14 protein-coding genes are annotated in these 18,409 nt (G+C 41.4%); 1 reads left to right on the top strand and 13 read right to left on the bottom strand.

What is annotated here, in order from left to right:
- Positions 1–78 precede the first annotated feature (78 nt).
- From GJU41_RS03250 to GJU41_RS03220, 7 genes are all read right to left on the bottom strand, one after another.
- Complete coding sequence (locus GJU41_RS03250; protein WP_154317996.1) at positions 79–1,095, bottom strand: S66 family peptidase; 1,017 nt, start codon at positions 1,093–1,095, stop codon at positions 79–81.
- Between the two features lie 396 nt (positions 1,096–1,491).
- Positions 1,492–3,006 (bottom strand): response regulator, encoded by a 1,515-nt coding sequence (locus GJU41_RS03245; RefSeq protein ID WP_170292703.1) that lies wholly within the window; start codon positions 3,004–3,006, stop codon positions 1,492–1,494.
- Entirely contained in the window at positions 2,981–4,852 is a 1,872-nt protein-coding gene (locus tag GJU41_RS03240; RefSeq protein ID WP_154317994.1) for a sensor histidine kinase, read from the bottom strand. The genes GJU41_RS03245 and GJU41_RS03240 overlap by 26 nt, the downstream gene beginning before the upstream one ends.
- A 425-nt stretch (positions 4,853–5,277) precedes the next feature.
- On the bottom strand, positions 5,278–6,915 hold the full coding sequence (locus GJU41_RS03235; RefSeq protein ID WP_154317993.1) for a type 2 periplasmic-binding domain-containing protein: 1,638 nt from the start codon (positions 6,913–6,915) through the stop codon (positions 5,278–5,280).
- Positions 6,916–6,966: 51 nt separating this feature from the next.
- Positions 6,967–7,857, bottom strand: coding sequence for a carbohydrate ABC transporter permease (locus GJU41_RS03230; RefSeq protein WP_133312255.1), 891 nt, complete (start codon positions 7,855–7,857; stop codon positions 6,967–6,969).
- Positions 7,858–7,881: 24 nt separating this feature from the next.
- The gene (locus GJU41_RS03225) at positions 7,882–8,790 is read right to left on the bottom strand and encodes an ABC transporter permease (RefSeq protein ID WP_224771379.1); all 909 of its coding nucleotides are present in this window, start codon (positions 8,788–8,790) and stop codon (positions 7,882–7,884) included.
- Between the two features lie 311 nt (positions 8,791–9,101).
- On the bottom strand, positions 9,102–9,530 hold the full coding sequence (locus GJU41_RS03220; RefSeq protein WP_070876908.1) for a hypothetical protein: 429 nt from the start codon (positions 9,528–9,530) through the stop codon (positions 9,102–9,104).
- Between the two features lie 437 nt (positions 9,531–9,967).
- On the opposite strand from GJU41_RS03220, the gene GJU41_RS03215 reads away from it, so the two are divergent.
- Positions 9,968–10,615: a 2OG-Fe(II) oxygenase gene (locus GJU41_RS03215; protein WP_154317991.1), complete on the top strand. Its 648-nt coding sequence runs from the start codon at positions 9,968–9,970 to the stop codon at positions 10,613–10,615.
- Positions 10,616–10,785: 170 nt separating this feature from the next.
- Here the strand turns inward: GJU41_RS03215 and GJU41_RS03210 are convergent, their stop codons facing one another.
- Genes GJU41_RS03210 through GJU41_RS03185 form a run of 6 tightly spaced genes read right to left on the bottom strand, consistent with a single transcriptional unit; the run spans position 10,786 to position 18,402 of the window.
- On the bottom strand, positions 10,786–11,631 hold the full coding sequence (locus tag GJU41_RS03210; protein WP_070875110.1) for an SDR family oxidoreductase: 846 nt from the start codon (positions 11,629–11,631) through the stop codon (positions 10,786–10,788).
- Entirely contained in the window at positions 11,609–12,700 is a 1,092-nt protein-coding gene (uxuA, locus tag GJU41_RS03205; RefSeq protein WP_154317990.1) for a mannonate dehydratase, read from the bottom strand. The genes GJU41_RS03210 and uxuA overlap by 23 nt, the downstream gene beginning before the upstream one ends.
- Positions 12,701–12,721: 21 nt before the next feature.
- Positions 12,722–14,128 carry a glucuronate isomerase gene (gene uxaC, locus GJU41_RS03200; protein ID WP_170292702.1) on the bottom strand — a complete coding sequence of 469 codons (1,407 nt, stop codon included), beginning with the start codon at positions 14,126–14,128 and terminating at the stop codon, positions 12,722–12,724.
- 1 nt (position 14,129) lies between these two features.
- Complete coding sequence (locus GJU41_RS03195; RefSeq protein ID WP_154317989.1) at positions 14,130–16,535, bottom strand: glycoside hydrolase family 31 protein; 2,406 nt, start codon at positions 16,533–16,535, stop codon at positions 14,130–14,132.
- 27 nt (positions 16,536–16,562) lie between these two features.
- The gene (locus tag GJU41_RS03190) at positions 16,563–17,858 is read right to left on the bottom strand and encodes a TRAP transporter large permease (RefSeq protein WP_154317988.1); all 1,296 of its coding nucleotides are present in this window, start codon (positions 17,856–17,858) and stop codon (positions 16,563–16,565) included.
- A 19-nt stretch (positions 17,859–17,877) separates the two neighbouring features.
- Positions 17,878–18,402 (bottom strand): TRAP transporter small permease, encoded by a 525-nt coding sequence (locus tag GJU41_RS03185; protein WP_070875105.1) that lies wholly within the window; start codon positions 18,400–18,402, stop codon positions 17,878–17,880.
- Positions 18,403–18,409: the final 7 nt, after the last annotated feature.

Here is an 18,409-nt window from a genome sequence, read left to right as displayed (position 1 = left end):
GCTCTTTTTATTATTCTTATAAACCTTCCTAATTCGTTCACAATAATAAGAACAGCCGATTTAATGTTCTTCTCTCATCTATTCTCTAAAACTCTGAAGAACCGTTCCCTTCCCATTCTCCACCGTTACTTCCGCATAAGCCCCGTTAATCAACGTGATTTGCGGAGGCTGATGACCGCAATCGATGTCATAAATGACCGGAATGTTCAGTTCCTCATTCAAATCTTTGTATACATCGAGCACTGTATAATCATCGACTGGATGATTTGCCGCACTTCTTCCGAACATAATGCCTGAGCAGTTTTCAAACCATCCTGCCAGTTTCAGCTGAACAAGGGATCTGCGCAAATCGGCTGTTGAAAGCTCGCAGTTCTCGAAGTACCAAAGAATAGGTTCGTTCGGGATATGCTGTTCTCTGAACGTTTTGACATCCCCAAACGGTGTTCCGGCCAGATGTCTGATCACATCGATGCATCCTCCGAGCAGCCTGCCTTCTGCTTTTTCAGACCGATTGGACACCGCCTTCCATTCTGCAGCTTGAGTTAAATGAAAAATGTGCGGAGTCGGATTGTTGTGCTGCCACTCTTTTTGGTAATGGCTTGAGGAGGATTGAAGAGTTGATTCCCCGCTTTTTGTCTTCAGAACGTTTTCCCACATTGCTGTAGTTGGATCAGATTTCTCGCCTCTTAAATCCACAAGATTCGTTCCATGAGCTGTCGCCATTCCTGTCTTTAATGTAATAGCAAGTAATAACACACTAATATCCGAATAGCCAAGAATCCATTTCTGCTTGATTGATTCATAGTTTACATATTCAAGCATTTCGATCAAAAGCTCGCCTCCCCACGGAGGGATGATCAGATCGATTTCATCGTCCTGCATCATGCGGTTAAATTCTTCAGCCCTTGTTTTAATAGGAGCTGATTTTGCTTTTTCCTGCGTCCAGGCTGTTTCTCCGCTGATCACTTTATAGCCTTTCGATTCCATGCGGGTGCAGGCTTGGGTAAGAATATCGTGTAGTTCAGATGGTACTCCCGATGAAGGTGCGGTTACTCCGATTGTTGCATCATTTTTTAAGATAGGATAGGTAATCATAGATTTCCTCCTGAACGTTTTAGGTGATTTTTTTAGGCTGTTTTCGCATAGATTGTTTTTTTATAGTAAATGTTGTCCGTTCCTTTCCGCTCCAGGAACTTGCTTTCCGCGGGGAGCATGGGAGCCTCCTCGGCGTTGCCTGTGGGTCTCCCAATTTGCTCTATTTCCCGCAGGAGTCAAGTTCCTTCCGCTACAATCCACTTAAGGCTTTTAACATTTAATCTCTTAGCAACATTTTTTACGAAAATAGCCTTTTTTTTTAGAAAAGAGAATCCTTCAAGATTTTTTTGTTCATACTTTCCATTTTCTTAATTAACTGTCCGATCGATTCGATTTACTTTCCAATTTCTTTATTTACTGTCCGATTCAGCAAAATTACTTTCTAAAATGAATCATTTACTTGCTATTTTCCATTCCACTCCCAGCCTCGCGGACCTGCTCCCTAAACTCCTTAGGCGAAATCCCTTCTATTTCACGAAACACGCGCGCAAATTGTTTAGGGTTTTTGTAGCCGACCTTTTCGCTGATTTCAAATACTTTCAGATCTGATTCACGCAGCCATTTTTTGCTGTTAAGGATACGGATTTGTTTCAAATAATCAACAAAGTTTTGGCCTGTACTCTCTTTAAAAACATGGCTGAAATAAGAGTAGTTCAGAGAAATGTGATTGGATACGACAGCAAGGTTTAAATCTTTATAATAGTTCTCCTGAATAAACTGCATGGCCTGCTCCAGGTGGTTTTGCTCAGAAGAGATGGATTTTGTTTGTTTCATATATTCGTGCAGTCTCATGAGCAAATTCTGTGTTTCGTGCAGGTAGTGATAAAAATCACGGAAGCTGTAAAGACACCCCGTTTTTGAAATGAGTTTAAACGTTTCCGCAGATTCCTCTCCAAATCTTGCAAAGAAACTGTCAAAGATCAGCCTGTTCATTTCTCTGTTGACTTCTTCAAGGTAGCTGATTGAATAAGTCGTTATTTTTTCATAATCCAATATCTTTAAGAGGAGAGATTTGATTTCCTGCTCCCGAACAGTGCCAAGCATGTTCTTTATTTTTTTGATTTCCTCGATCGGAGGCAGCACATTTTCTTCTCTGAATTGAATATCGTTATAATCAATCAGCTGGTTTCTTGGATAGAGAAATCCATATTTCACCGCTTCAGCCGCTTCCAGATATGAGGCCTTTAAGTGCCTGAAGCCGGTTTTCCCCTCACTGAACCCGATCGAAACGGAGCCTAGCTGTTCTTTTAAAAACGGGAAGATGTTTTTGTCTTCTGAAAGAATGACGGCCCGCTCTTTTTGATCCAAAAAGCAATAAGACTTCATACCGCTTTTTTCCAGATGTTTTTTAACGTTTTCGATTCCATTTTTACTGTCAATCACCCCGGTATAATAGCTTTCAGAAGAAAGGTCGAGCTGGATTTTCCCGCATATTTCTTTTATTTGTTCTTCCGTAATCAACGGATTCAGCAGGATGTATTGCAGCTGGCTGCTTTGCACCTCTTCAAGTTCACGCTGTGTGATCGTCTCTGTTTTCTTAAAATCATCGAGTGTGCTGCGGATCGTTTGAAAAAGCTCATGCCGATTAACAGGCTTCAGCAAATAATCTTTCACCCTGCATTTGATTGCAGCTTTCGTATATTCAAAATCATCATAGCCGCTCAAAATAATGAGAACGGGGATCTGATCCTTTTCCTGAAGGGATTGAATCAGCTCCACTCCATTCATGCGCGGCATTTTGATATCCGTTACTAAAATATCAATCTTTTCATTATTTAATCGTTCAGATGCTTCCAATCCTTCTCCTGCAAGAAGAGTTTCGATTTCTCCTGAAAACTCCCGCTCGATCATGGCTTGGATTCCGCGCCTGATATTGCTTTCATCGTCAGCGATTAAGAGCTTGTACAACAAGATTCTCCTCCTTTGCAATGAAACTTGGCACATGAAAGGCCACTTTCGTGTATTCGCCTTCTTTGCTCTGTACCTCAAGTCCGTATTCTTCTCCATAATGGAGCTGCATTCTCTCGTACACATTAACTAATCCGATTCCCGTTCCTCTACTCGATTCGGCATCCAAACCGGAACTGATTTTTTCATTCAGGTTCAGAGCGTCTTCAGCCGTCATGCCAATGCCATTATCGGTAATTTCAATCACAATATCCGTTTCATTCCGGTACGCATGAAGCCTAATCTCTCCCTGTTTTTCATACAGAACAGGGGTCAGCCCATGCTTGACCGCATTTTCAACAATCGGCTGCAGCGACATTTTGAGCACTTCGGTCGCCATCAGCTCATCCGGAACATTAATTATAAGCGTCAAACGGCCTTCAAGCCGCAAATTCATAATGTCAACATAGTTTTTAATATGCGATAGCTCTTCCTGCAAAAGAACAAAGTCATTTTTCCATCTGAGATTGTATCGCATCATCGACCCAAGGGAAGTGACAGCATCAGACGTTTCGTAATCTCCCTTGATTTCAGCCATCATTTTGATATTTTCAAGGGTGTTAAAAAGAAAATGAGAATCGATTTGCGTTTTTAGTGCTCTGAGCTCGGCTTCTTTTGTCACGGCGTTTTTGTTGACTGCATCTGCAATTAAGCGGTTGATTTTAGACAGCATGCTTTTAAAATGATAGGCAAGCTGACCAATTTCACTGTAGCCATCCACGTCAACTTTTACCCCAAAATCACCGCTTTCCGCCTCTTTCATCGTATTCATCAGCTTATACATTTCTTTCAGCAGATAAGAGATGATCCGATAAGTGAGATAAGAAAGGATCAGCACAAGAAAAATAATGCCGCCAAGCACAAGGTCCCTGGTGCTCTCCGTCTCTGCAAAAATCGTTTCCAGAGAAACAATGTTCAGCATATAAGAATCAATGCCTTCCAAATAGATCGCTCCGACTAAAATCGGGGTTTCTTTGTTCATATACTGAAAGGAAAAAGTCCCTTTTTTCTTCTTGTTCTCAAATTGTTTGGTCAGGCTTTTCATATCAATCTGATTGTTTTTGAGAAAGCTGTTTTCCGGGTTGATGATGTAGTTATTGTTTTTGTCGACAACTACGATCGAAGAATCGACCGAATCAACGGTACTGAACATTTTCGGGAAAAAGTTTTTCTGCAGCATGCTGATTTCGATGATGCCCAGATGTTCATCCTTAGGATAATCAAGCTCCCTCAGCACGGAAATTTTAGCGTTTGCACGGTACGGATAGCGTCCCAAAATATCATAACCCTGCTGTTCAAACCACCAGAACTCCATGCCGTTTCTGGCAATCGTCTCCTGTTTCCATGGCTTGCCTTTGATTCTGTCTTCACTGAAGAGAATTGGCCACATTTCGTTCACGTAAGGATTATTCGTATAAAGATGAATGTTTTCAATCGTCGGGTTATTCACTTGGAGACGGGAGACATTTGAGAACGCATTCATTTTAAAATTCAGCAAATCATTCACATTCGTTTCATCTCTAGTTTTGACAAAATCGATAAACTCATTGTCAGATACAACCATCTGTGCCGTCCGCCGCATGGATTCGATGTTATTTTCAATATGAACCTTCTCAATTTCAAGCAGGTATTCATTTTTATTGGTAATATCCTTGATGGCACTGTCATCGACTTGCCTTGTGTAAATGAGCGTGAAGGTGATGACGGGAATCATAATAATAAAAATATATAATGCTATGAATTTTTTTTGCAAAGAGAGTCTGAGGAAATACTCATATATAGAGGTTTTAATTTTATTAAAAGAAAACATGTCCGCACCTGCTGTCTGTAAGTAGTCATTTCAGTATAAACCATACGGCTGTACTGTGGCAGGTCCAATATAATAAGAAAAGCGCAGGCACCCGTTTAGCCTAGGCATAATAGATAAGAATCCGCCTGGAAAGGCGCTTTTTGCCTTAACTGGCGGATCCGCTCTGGCCGAGGAGTTAGGCGATTTCGCTCGCCATCGAAGCGCAACGGTACGATTCGGGCGCTTTCGTACCCCGTTAAATCGATAAACAGGATTTCAAGGGACGATTCACGCGCTTTCTTACCCTTTAAAATCGATAAACAGGATTTCAGGGGACGATTCACGCGCTTTCTTAACCTGTAAAATAGATATACAGGATCCCCCAATGGCCCCGAAATGGCATTTTAGAAGAAAAAGGCTGCCGGAAGCAGCCCTTTTCTTATTTCTTATTCTCCAGCACTTAGCTTTTTCTTATTTTCTTTGTACATTTTCTCTTGGTATTTCTGCACTTTTTCATAGCCAAGGTCTTCGCGTTTTTCTAAGTACCCCTTCATAATCTTGTCAAATTCCTTATCGGATTTGGCAAGCAGGAGCTTAGGAAGCGTTTTTCCCCATTCCTGGCTGATTTTCGTGCTGGAAATCGCTTCAGAAGATGTGCCTGTTGGATTCAAGCCATCAAATTCTGCAAAGCTCTTTGTTTTTCCTTTTGTCCAATCTTCCATTTGCTTAAACGGTTCAGCCGTTGGCGGGTTCCATGGAAGACTCATGTTTGTATCCATCAGCATCCAGTGCTTGTATGATGCTCCGTACTGCTGATCAAAGGCTGTGCGATCTGAGCTTAGAAGCTTTAACACTTCAGGTTTAAATTCAGGTTTTCCGTCTTTTTCTTCATACGTTACGCCTTTTTCTCCAAAGAAGAAATCTTTTTGTCCTTCTTCACTGATCAAGTAGCTTAAGAATGCAATCGCACGGTCTTTATCTTTTACATCTTTAGAAATCAATGTTACTGTCCATCCTGAAATGCTGTCTCCTGCAAGTGTTGGCTGATCTCCAGCAGAGTTCGCAGGACCATCAACAGCAATGTATACGGAATTTGGATCTTTTGCAAAAAGAGCCTGCTGCTGTGCAGCCATGTCACTGCGCTGATACAGCATCGCGAAATAACGGCCCTGTGCAATTTTTTCTTCCATTTGCGGACGTTTGTCTACGAAAATATCTTTTGCCAGAAGTCCTTCTTCATTTGCTTCTCTGAACGTTTTAAGCCATTTTACGTATTCAGGTTCTTCTGTACGGTCATACAGCTTTCCGTCTTTCTCCATTGGAATCGCAAGGAAGTTTTGAAGATATCCTTCAAGTGATCCGTTTCCAACGTCGGTAAACTCATTAAATCCGATTGGAATCAGTGGAGCGCCATTTACTTCAGGGAATTTTTCCTGAGCTGCTTTAAGAGTGGAAACAAATCCTTCAGGCGTGCTCATATCCGGGCTTCCTAATGCTTCATACATATCTTTTCTTACTAAAAATGTTTGATTAGAAGGCTTTAAATCTTTGTATTTTTCAAAGTCTTTAGGTGAAGAGGAAGCATTTGGATAACCATACACATTTCCATTTTCCTGCTTATACCATTCAAGCTTTGCATTGTCTGCCACTTTAAAGAAGTATGGATCATATTCTTCTGCCAGCTCATTTAATGGAAGAACAAGCTCGCCTTCTTGCATTTTCTTCACAGCATCTTCCCACCAGCCAAGCGTGATAAAGTCAGGAAGCTTGCCTGATGCAATCATTGTATTCATTTTCTCTGCTTCATTTCCTGCTGGAGAAATATAGTTGATTGAAACACCTGTTTTATCTGTTACATATTTGGAAACAGCGTCTTCTCCCCATTTGGAAGCGAACCACGAAAAGTTCATGTACCAGTCAAATGTGATTGGTGAAGTATCTGCTTTCCAGGCAGGTTCATCCGCAGAAACAGGCTTCTTGTTTTCTTTCTCATCTGAGGAAGCGGTTTCATTATTGCATGCCGCGAGCATGGAAATAAGGAGGATCGAAATAAGGAAAATCGAAAAGCTTTTTAACTTTTTCATAGTAAACCCCTCTCTAGTACTTGATTATAATAGACTTTCTTTCTCTATGCATCAGCCTTTTACAGAGCCGATTAACATACCTTTGACAAAATACTTCTGCAGGAATGGATATACAAGCACGATTGGCAGCGTTGTAATAACCATTGTTGCGAGTTTTATAGACTGGGATGTGACGGTTTTCGTCGTAATGCTTCCCGGTGCGTTCATCATCATCTGATTGGAGCTTGATTCTGCGACTACTTTATAAAGATAAGTCTGAATCGGCTGCAGATCTGGATTGTTGACGAAAATGACCCCTGCAAAGTAGTCATTCCATTGATACACTCCCTGAAATAAAGCGATTGTCGCAATAACAGGCATTGATAATGGAACAATTATCTTAATGAAAATAGCGAAATCATTCGCTCCATCAATCTTTGCTGCCTCTTCAAGCGATGGCGGCAGCTCCCGGAAAAAGGAGACAAAGATAATCAGATGGAAAAAGTTAAACATTGTTGGAATGATATACACAAGAAAGTTATCAAACAAGCCAAGGTCTCTGATTAAGAGGAAGTAAGGAATCAATCCTCCGCTGAAAAACATCGTGATGATGCCGATCATCATGTACAGCTTTCTGCCATATAAATCTCTGCGTGAAATCGCATAAGCGACCATTGCTGTGAAAAAGACATGAGTAATCGTTCCAATGACGGTTTTGGCAATCGTTACTCCAAAGGAAGTCAAAATACCTGAATTCGCGAATACCGCTTCATAATTTTGCAGGGTAAACTCGCGCGGCCAGAAGTAGATTCCGCCATTCATGGCATCGGCACCTTCATTTAAGGAGTTGACGATCACATACCAAATGGGATAAAGCGTAATCGCACAGATGATAAACATGACGACAACATTGATATTGTCAAAAATGTATTCACTTTTTGTTCTGCGATTCAGTTTGAACAGTTTCAGCACGTTTCTTTCGCCTCCTTAAAATAAAGATGTGCCATCTAATTTTTTCGTAATTTTATTTGCAGCAAACAGCAGGATAAATGCAATAATCGCTTTTAACAAACCAACTGCAGTTGCATAAGAGTATCTTGCATTCTGCACACCCATTTGATAGACATAAATATCAATTACGTTGCTAGCGCTTTCATTTAAAGCATTACGCAGCACAAGAATTTGATCAAAGTTGGAATTCAGCACACCGCTGACTGCAAGAATGAATAAAATCGTGATCGTTGGACGAATGGAAGGCAGTGTCACGTGCCACATTTTCTGAAAGCGATTCGCTCCGTCAATCGTTGATGATTCGTAAAGTTCTGTTGATACTCCGGCAATCGCTGCGAGATAAATAATCGCCGACCAGCCGATTTCCTTCCAAATATCTGAGATAATCACAATTCCCCAGAAGTACTGCGGTTCAGCAAGAAAGCTGATGCGTTTATCAATCACGCCAAGATTTAATAAAATTTCATTTATAATGCCAATATCTGAAAGCCACGTTGTCAGGATTCCTCCTAAAACAACCCAAGAAAGAAAATGAGGCAAATACGTAATCGTCTGCACCGTCTTTTTGAACTTTAGTGATGTCAGCTCATTCAGCAAAAGAGCAAAAATAATCGGCAGCGGAAACCCGATGATGAGCTTGATCAAGCTGATCCCAAGGGTATTTTTGAGAACCGTGATAAAATTCTCATCCTGCAGAAATTCCTTGAACTGCATCAAGCCGACCCAAGGCGCCTCCCTGATCGTGCTGATAATACTAAATTCTTTAAACGCAATAATCAGCCCGTACATCGGCACATAGTTGAAAATAAACATCCAGACCATACCAAGCAGCGCCATGATCTGCAAATACTTCTGTGAATTCATTCTTCTCCAATTGCGCTGCATTTTCTCTTTGCGTGTACGGGCCGCGATCACTTGCTCCTCTGCCTGTACAATCTTCGCTTCCATTTCTTCACCACCCCAATTTCATGATGTTCTCTATCTGTCTTCATTGTAAGAAAACCTGACCGCAAAGATAAGTTAGGAAATTTCATTTATGGTATCAGAATTTTGGATTTGGATTGAGAAAGGGGATTTTATCTATTAAAGATCTCTTATTTAGAGGGTCCAACGATGATAAGCAGCAAGTTAAGCGATGGAAGCATCGGGAATCAAATAAATAAGGAAAAACAGTCTCTCCTGACCGTTTTCCCTTATCAGAACTGATGTATTTGTGTTTCAGCCGGGGTAACGGAAGAAATTCTTGCGATCTCCTTTTCATCAGCTACCTCAATAATGAATTCAGTTGCCCAATGTTCGCTTGAAAAATGATCGGCAAAGACAGAAAACCATTTAAACTTCCCTTCACCATCTTGAAAACGATTCAACAGAAAATCGGCAGCTTCATCTGACATATCACCTTTGAATATCGTCATATTCTCTTCAGCTTCCACTTTAAAAGCTCCTAATTCTTTCAACTCATCGATTACTTGCCTTTCAGAATTCCAGCAATGAATTTCAATCAGCCCGGATTGTTTTAGATAATGTGCAGCTAATGGAGGCCAATAATTATATTCTTCCGGAATAGGAAAAGTTGGATCGCTTTCTAAATTTGAAGCAGTGGGTATGTGAATGTGCAGGTTCATTTTCTTCCTCCCTTTTTTTCTATATATATCCCGTTAAACTTTGTTCTAGAAAAGCGCCCTATTATTGAGCAGGCTCCTTTTTTATTTTAGACTCCTTTCGTAAACTTTGTTGCTTTGAGACTAAATGTTGTAAACCTTAGTGGATTGTGGCGGATAAACTTGACTCCTGCGGGAAAATAGAGTGAAATGGAAGACCCCGCAGGCTCGCCGAGGAGGCTTCCACGCTCCCCGCGGAAAGCAAGTTCCTGTAGCGGAAAGGAACGGACAGCATTAATAATCAAAAACAACAATCTATGCGAAAACAGCCTTTTAAAATTAATGCACCTATTAGCTGTTAGCACAGTTTATAGCAGGAGGTTCATGGTATAATTATGATAGAAAACCGCTTACAAAAACATTAAACTTGAAGATTAAATCTCTTAAGGGGCCGAGGAAAGTTGACAATTGATAGTAAAGAATTAACTATTTTTAATCACATTGGAAATAAAATCATAGCAGAAGATAGAGAGATTAACATAATTGCCAGATTAGAAGAACCGTTAATCGTCATTTTAGGAAATGTTTTGAGTGACGAAGAATGTGATGAACTTATTAGATTGTCAAAAGACAAAATGAACCGTTCTAAAATTGGAGTTACACATGAAATAAATCAGATAAGAACAAGCAGCAGCATGTTTTTTCAAGAAAATGAAAATGACACCATTACTAAAATTGAAAAAAGGATATCAGCTTTAATGAACATACCCACTGAACATGGGGATGGCATTCAAATTCTTAAATATAGCCCTGGTCAAGAGTATAAACCTCATTTTGATTTTTTCACATCTACAAATAAAGGAATAAAAAATAATAGAATCAGCACACTGGTCATGTACTTAAATGATGTAGAGCATGGGGGAGAAACTTTTTTTCCTAAACTGAATTTTTCTGTATCCCCACAAAAAGGGATGGCGGTGTATTTCGAATATTTCTATAACGATAAAAACGTAAATGAATTAACTTTACATGGTGGAGCCCCTGTTACAGCTGGAGAAAAATGGGTTGCAACACAATGGATGAGAAGACAAAAACAGTCTGAATCTTGAGGGATGTTCCATGTTAAAAACGATATATTAGAAGATTTAATAATGTAAATAACCCTATTCAAGAATATTCCTTTCAACAAAAAACCACATCAGTCGTTAAATGATGTGGTTTTTCTATTTAACTTTTATGCACCTTGGAACCTAACCGCCTAACGAAAAAGCAGCTTCTATCAAACTCCCGAATAAGCCGAAAATCCTCCATCCACCGGAATCACGGTTCCAGTCACAAACCTGGATGCTTCATTGCTCACAAGCCAGAGCAGCGTGCCATTTAGATCCTCAGGATCTCCAAATCTCTCGAGCGGTGTCTGGTTAAGAATTTTTTTCGCCCGATCGGTGTAGCTGCCGTCGCTATTCGTTAGTAAATTTCGATTTTGCTCTGTTAAGAAAAAGCCCGGTGCAATGGCATTGACTCTTATACCTTCCTTTGACATATGGACTGCCAGCCATTGAGTAAAGTTGCTGACGGCCGCTTTAGCCCCGCTGTAGGCAGGGATTTTTGTCAATGGAGTGTAAGCATTCATTGAAGAAACATTAATGATGACATCCCCTTCAATCATATCTCTGCCAAATACCTGAGTCGTCTGCAGGGTTCCGAGAAAGTTCAAATCAAAGACGGAACGGACTCCTTCTGAATCCAAATCAAAAAACGTATTGATTTCAGAGTTGTTCAAGTCCTCATTGAAGTAGTATTCTTTATCTGTATTTCCTTTAGGATGATTGCCGCCTGCGCCATTTATCAGAATGCTGCATGGTCCAAGCTTTTCATTCACTACTGCTTTTGCCTGCTCAAGGCTTGTTTTATCAAGCACGTCAGCAGATAGAGCTATAGCCGTCCCGCCTTCTGCACGGATTTCTTCCGCAACACGTTCTACTGATTCCTGCCGCCTGCTGATGACAGCCACTTTTGCTCCGCATGCAGCAAGTGCTTTGGCAAATTGACTGCATAGAACACCGCTTCCGCCAGTAACAACAGCGACCTTTCCATCTAAATTAATCTGAAAAGGAATTTTCATATTTATTCCCCTTTTCCGCTTGTCTGTTTTTGTCCTTTGTTGCCGCTTCCCACAAGCCATTTAAATAGGTTGCACCAAGAGCACGGTCATACAATCCATAACCTGGTTTCCCCGTTTCTCCCCAAATCATTCTGCCATGATCCGGTCTAGCTGGTCCTGAAAAATCAACTTCTCTTAAGGCGCGTACAATTTCGTACATATCTAATGATCCATCCGTTGAAAGATGGGCAGATTCCTGAAAGGATTTTTCACCGGTCCATTTTATATTTCTTAAATGAACGAAATTGATTTTTCCTTTCCTGCCAAAATAGCGGACAAATTCAGGGAAATCATGCTCGGGATTTGCCCCAAGCGAACCGCTGCATAAACAAAGTCCGTTGTATGGGCTATCGTATAGATTAACGAATCTGTCTAAGTTCTCTTTACTGTTAATGATTCTCGGCAATCCGAAGATGGACCATGGCGGATCATCCGGATGAATGGCCATTTTAACGTCTTCTTCCTCTGCAACGGGGATGATTTCTTTAATAAAATATGACAGGTTCGTCCACAATTTCTCTTCAGATACATTTTGATAGTGGTTCATAAGACTTTTTAATTGCTCCGGTTCATAGCTTGTATCCCAGCCCGGAAGCTTTAAATCTCCGTTTATAGGATTCATCTGCTTCACTTTCTCTTCCTCATAGATTAAGGCCGTCGAACCGTCCGGCAATTCGTAATCAAGGGATGAGCGTGTCCAGTCAAAGACAGGCATAAAGTTATAGCAAACAATTTTTATTCCAGCCCTGGATAAATTCCGAATCGTCGTTTTGTAGTTTTCTATATACCGGTCTCTTGATGGAAGTCCAAGCTTTATGTCCTCATGCACTGGGACGCTCTCTATTACACTTAAATGTAACCCGCTCTCTTCAACCTTCTTTTTAAGCTCAATAATTTTATCGTAAGTCCAGGCTTCTCCGACCGGGATATCGTAAATAGCGGATACAATTCCAGTCATACCGGGAATCTGGCGAATATTTTGTAAGGTAACAGGATCATTGTCCCCATACCAGCGAAAGGTCATTTGCATAAACGTTTTCCCTCCATCTGATTATCTAGTAATCTCAAAATAGTTTTTGGCATTGTTATAGCAAATATCCTGGACCATTTGACCGAGTAATTCATAATCATCTGGTGCTTCCCCTTTGTGAACCCAGCCGCCGATTAAGTTGCATAGAATGCGGCGGAAGTATTCATGTCTTGTATAGGAAAGAAAACTGCGGGAATCCGTCACCATGCCTACAAAATTGCTGATCAGGCCTATACTTGCAAGGTCTGTCATTTGGCGGATCATTCCTTCTTTTTGATCGTTAAACCACCAGCCTGTTCCAAATTGAAGCTTCCCTCTTGCTTCTTCATTTTGAAAATTTCCGGCGGCTGAAGCAATGATCGGATTATGTGCGGGATTGAGGTTATAGAGAATCGTCTTTGGCAGCTCATTCTCTTTATCAAGATGATTCAGAAACTGATTCAGCGGCTTTGCCAGTTCAAAATCGTTCATTGAATCAAATCCTGCATCAGGACCTATTTTCTTAAACATTTTCATATTGTTATTGCGAGTCGCTCCAATGTGAAGCTGCATCACCCAGCCATGAGAATGATACAATTTCCCAAGATGAAGCAGCGTAAAGGTCTTATACTTATTTTCTTCAGATAAAGTGATGGAGTGACCATGAATAGCCTTATCAAAAATCGCTGAAACTTCTGAGAGCGTTGCCTCTTCATAGAAAAGATGTTCGAATCCATGGTCTGAGACTCTGCACCCAGCTTCATGAAAGTAAGCAACACGATCTTCAAAAGTCTCTAATAAATCCTGATAGCTGGTAATTTCAATGTTTGCTGCTTTAGATAGAGTTTCTACATAATCCTTAAAACCATGCTGTGCAATTTCAATGCCTTTATCTGGACGGAAAGCAGGCAGCACAGCTGTCTCTATGCTTTCATTTGCTAGAATTTCCTTATGATAAGCAAGCGAATCTGCCGGGTCATCTGTTGTACAAATCAAGTGAACATTCGATTTTTTTATAATCTCCTGAGCAGAAAAATCCTTCTGCTGAAGCAGCTGATTGCAGCGTTCCCAGATTTCGTCTCCCGTTTTTTCACTCAGCGGCAAATCAATGTTGAAATATCGCTTTAGCTCCAAGTGAGTCCAATGATAAAGTGGATTGCCGATACAGGACGGCATTGTTTTTGCCCAGGCATCAAACTTCTCCTTATCACTTGCACTGCCTGTAATCAACTCTTCACTGATGCCGTTTGCACGCATAGCACGCCATTTGTAGTGATCACCATTCAGCCAGATTTCCGTCAAGTTTCGAAACTGCTTATTTCCTGCAATTTCCTCAGGGCTCAAATGGCAGTGGTAATCATAAATCGGCATATCTTTTGCATACTCATGGTACAGAATTTTAGAGGTTTCGTAATCTAATAGAAAATCGTCATCCATAAATTTTTTCACTTCAGATTTCCTCCTGTTTCAAATAGATTTGATCTCCGCTTTTATACTCTGCACCGTCTATAATCAGCTTTCTTTTTTCACCCTGCGGCAAAATAAATGCTGCTGTGTCATAGGGAAGAGTGAAATTCCCCTCTAGTTCAGCGTTTATATGAATCTCTGTTTCTGTTGTATTCATTTTGACAGCCACATAAGCGAAGTCTTCTTTGTATTGTGCTGTCACGCCGTCATCTTCATATAATCTGTACACGGATTCACTGCTGCCCTTTTCAGGGAATAACAGAAACCCTCTTTCATCTTTATGTTTATCAGCAAATGAAACGTCCGCCAGATTAACAGGAAGGATGCTTCCTCCTTTTACAAGCAGGGGAACATAATGAAGAGGTGCGGGAATGGTAACCGTCTGTCCGCCTTCAAACCATGTTCCTTCATGGAAGTCATACCAGCCCCCGTGGTGCTGCGGCAAATAGACGTCCCGCTGTTTTTTCCCTTTTTCTACAACAGATGCGACTAACAGGTGATCTCCGAGCATAAAATCATCGTTTTCTTCAAATGTCATTTCATCATGCTCAAATTCATAAAAAGTTGGCCGGATAATCGGCTTGTAGTTGGCATGCGCTTCGTACAGCGCTGTGTATAGATATGGCGTAAGTTTTGTTCTGAATTTGATAAGGTCTCTGACAACAGGCAGCACCTCTGGATACATCCATGGTTCGTTGACCGTTTGATCGTCATTCCAAGAGTGAATCGTAAATCTCGGATGCATGATTCCATTTTGAATCCATCTTACGAACAGCTCAGGTTCTGGTGCAGGGCCAGAAAATCCGCCGACATCGTGACCAAAATTATAAAGGCCGGACAAGCTCATTCCAATTCCCATCTTGATGTTGAACTTCAGCGTTTTCCAGCTTGTCCGGTTGTCCCCTGTCCATGTTTGAACGTAGCGGTGCATACCCGGACTGCCGGATCTTGAAATTAAATAAGGACGAAGCTGTGGATTGTATTCCCGCTGTGCTTCATACGAAGCTTTCATCATGAGCAGAGGATGCAATGCACGAATCGCATCAAAGCTGATTTTTTCTCCAAATCCATGACATTCCGCTTCTTTGCTCCATATCTCAAACTCATTGTTGTCATTCCAGGTTGAATCAATCCCGTAGTCAAGCAGCTTTTCTTTTACTTGTGATTTCCACCAGCTGTAGGTTTCCTTGTTTGTAAAATCCAGATAAGCCCCTGTCTCATCCCAGAACTGGGCCATCTCTGCATCCTTGGTTTCACGGTTTTCAATAAACATTTTTTTCTCTTCCAGTTCATGGAATAAGGGATGATCTTTTAACAGGCAAGGCTTGATATTTGCACACAGTTTAAGACCATCTTCATGGTAGTCGTTCACTAATTCCTTTGGATTTGGAAATTTGTCGTTATTCCAGGTGAAGACATATCGTTTATCGCCAATGGACGTATATCCGGATGAAAGCTGAAACGAGTCACACAATATGTCATGTTCGCGGCAAAGTTCAAGAAACTGCTTCAGCTGATTCTGCGCATCAGGTGCATCTGTATAGCTCATGGTCGAACCGGAATAGCCAAGGCTCCATTTTGGCGGAAGGATGGTTTTTCCCGTCATCCATGCGAATGCTTCAGTCACATCCTGAACTTTTGGTCCTGCTATCACGTAGTAATCAAGATCCCCGTCCTTCGCCTGAAAATAGCGGTACAAACCATGATAGTTATCAAGCTCAGAGCCCATTTCAAAAACAGAGCTTGATAGATTGTCATAAAATAAGCCGAAGGATACGCCCGTTTTTTTATTTCTTGTTATGTAAAACGGCATGTGCTTGTAAAGGGGATCCGTGTACTCTGCATCATAGCCCATGGCATCAATTGTCTGCATGCGGTATCGTTTGCCATGTTTATCTACAGCACCTGTTTTTTCTCCAAAACCGAAATACTGCTCTTCTAAGTCACGCTGGAGATAATGGGCAGGTCTTCCGCCTGATGCATATTCAAAATGATAGGCCTGTGTCGCCCGGTCTTTCGCCATTTCGATCCAGCTATTTTCAATTCTTGTATACCAGGTTACTTTAAACCCGTTCAGCTGAATGTCCATCTTCAATGCATCTGTCTCGATGTATACTGCGTCTTCATCCTGCTTGATCTGATAGCCGGGCAATGAAAATCCCGCCGTCTCAAATCTGTTTCTTCCTTCAAATGGAACGTCTTCCATTCCGGGTGCGATACTCCATGTTTGCTTTAGTTTCAGTGAATTTCCTTCCGTAAAAAGAACGCGTACAATGTTCGTTTCAAGAACAAACACATAAGCTTTTACCGTTCCGTTTTCAAGCTGAAATTCAACGATATTGTTTTCTTCTTTTTTTAATGTGAATGGATATTTTTCTTTAATGCTCATGAATGAAACCCTTCTCTCTGCTGTATTTTATAAGCCAAACAGTTTTGGCAGGCTGAGGCTGATTTCCGGAATAAATGTAACTGCCAGAAGCACCACGATAATGGCTCCGTAAAATGGCAGCAGCGGTTTAATGACCTGCTCCATTTTCACTTTTCCAATGCTGCAGCCTACAAACAGAGCACTGCCGACAGGAGGTGTAATGTTCCCGATGCACAGGTTAAAAGCCATCATGATGCCAAAGTGAACTGGATCCATGCCGAATGCTGTAACAACCGGAAGAAAGATTGGTGTAAAGATTAATACGGCAGGTGTAATGTCTATAAATGTTCCAATAATCAGTAAAATCACGTTCATAAGCAGCAGGATAATAATTGGACTGTCCGTTAAACTGAGCAGACCGCTGCTGATTGCCTCTGGAATACCAGTGAAAGACATGACCAGAGATAAAATCGTGGAAGTACCAATCAATAACATAATTACGGCTGTCATCTCCACCGTTTCAAGCAGCATTTTCGGCAGCTTCTTAAAGCTGAACGTTCGATAAATAATGGACAGAATCAGTGAGTAAGCAACGGCAATCGCTGCGCCTTCAGTTGCTGTAAAAACCCCTGCTATGATCCCGCCGAGGACAACCACAATCAGCAGAAGACTTGGAATAGCATCAAGGAATACCTTCAGTCCCTGGCTAAACGGAATCCGGGGTGCAATTGGGTAGTTCTTCTTTTTTGCAATAAAGAAAGCAACAAGCATTGTAGCAAGGCCCCATAAAATGCCTGGAACATATCCGGCTATAAACAAAGCAGCAACTGACGTCCCGCCGCTGACAAGCGAGTAGATAATCAGCAGGCTGCTTGGAGGAATCAGGAGACCAGTCGGAGCTGAAGCAATGTTAACTGCTGCTGAATAGGTCCGTTCATATCCTTCTTTATCCTGAAGCGGAGACATGACTCCTCCGATTGCCGCAGCAGAAGCGACAGAGGATCCTGATATCGATCCGAAAAGCATATTTCCGAGCACGTTTGTGTGAGCTAAAGAACCTGGCATGCGGCCAGCCAGCAGTTTTGCAAGATTGATCAAACGGATGGCAATTCCGCCATTGTTCATAATGATCCCAGACAGCACGAAAAATGGAACTGCCAGAAGAGCAAAGCTGTCGAGGCCGGTAACCATTTTCTGAGCAGAGGTAAATACCGCAACATCAAACGGGAACAAAATCAGCATGGTAGCGATGGATGCACCTGCAATACTGATGGCAATCGGCACTCCCACTATTAAAAGGACAAAAAACACACTCAGTAAGATGAGTCCTGCAGTTAAGGTCAATTTCAATCACTCCTTTGTTTTAGCCTTCAATCCTAGTTTTTGAGACGGCTTCCAAATCATCTGAATATAACTCTACTTTTCTCTTAACAACAGCTTCGTAGATACTCATCAGACTATATCCGATGATAAGAATGCCGCTCACTGGCAGAGATAAATAAATGTATCCCATCGGAACGCCAAGTGCCGCTGAAGACTGGGCCATCGTAATCGCTACCGTTCTGGATCCTCCTATCACCATAACGAGAACAGCAAATGATAGGACAAGCACTTCAATGAGAACGCTGACAGGAAGAGCTTTGTTTTTAGGCAGCTTTTCTGCAAGCAGTTCAATCGCAATATGCTTCTTCTGCCCAAATGCATAAGCTGCACCAAGCATGGATACCCAAATCAGTGAATATCTTAAAATCTCTTCAGATACAATGCTTGGCGAGTTCAGTACATACCTTGTGAAAACCTGCCATACCGCCACAAGCACCATAAATGCAAGCATGGTACATGTAATAAACGCTATGGTCTGATCGGCTGTTTTTCTTATTTTCTGCATCTCAGTT

Source organism: Metabacillus idriensis (genome assembly GCF_009674765.1).
Lineage (GTDB): Bacteria > Bacillota > Bacilli > Bacillales > Bacillaceae > Bacillus_P > Bacillus_P idriensis.
This window is presented reverse-complemented; position numbering and strand designations above follow the sequence as displayed.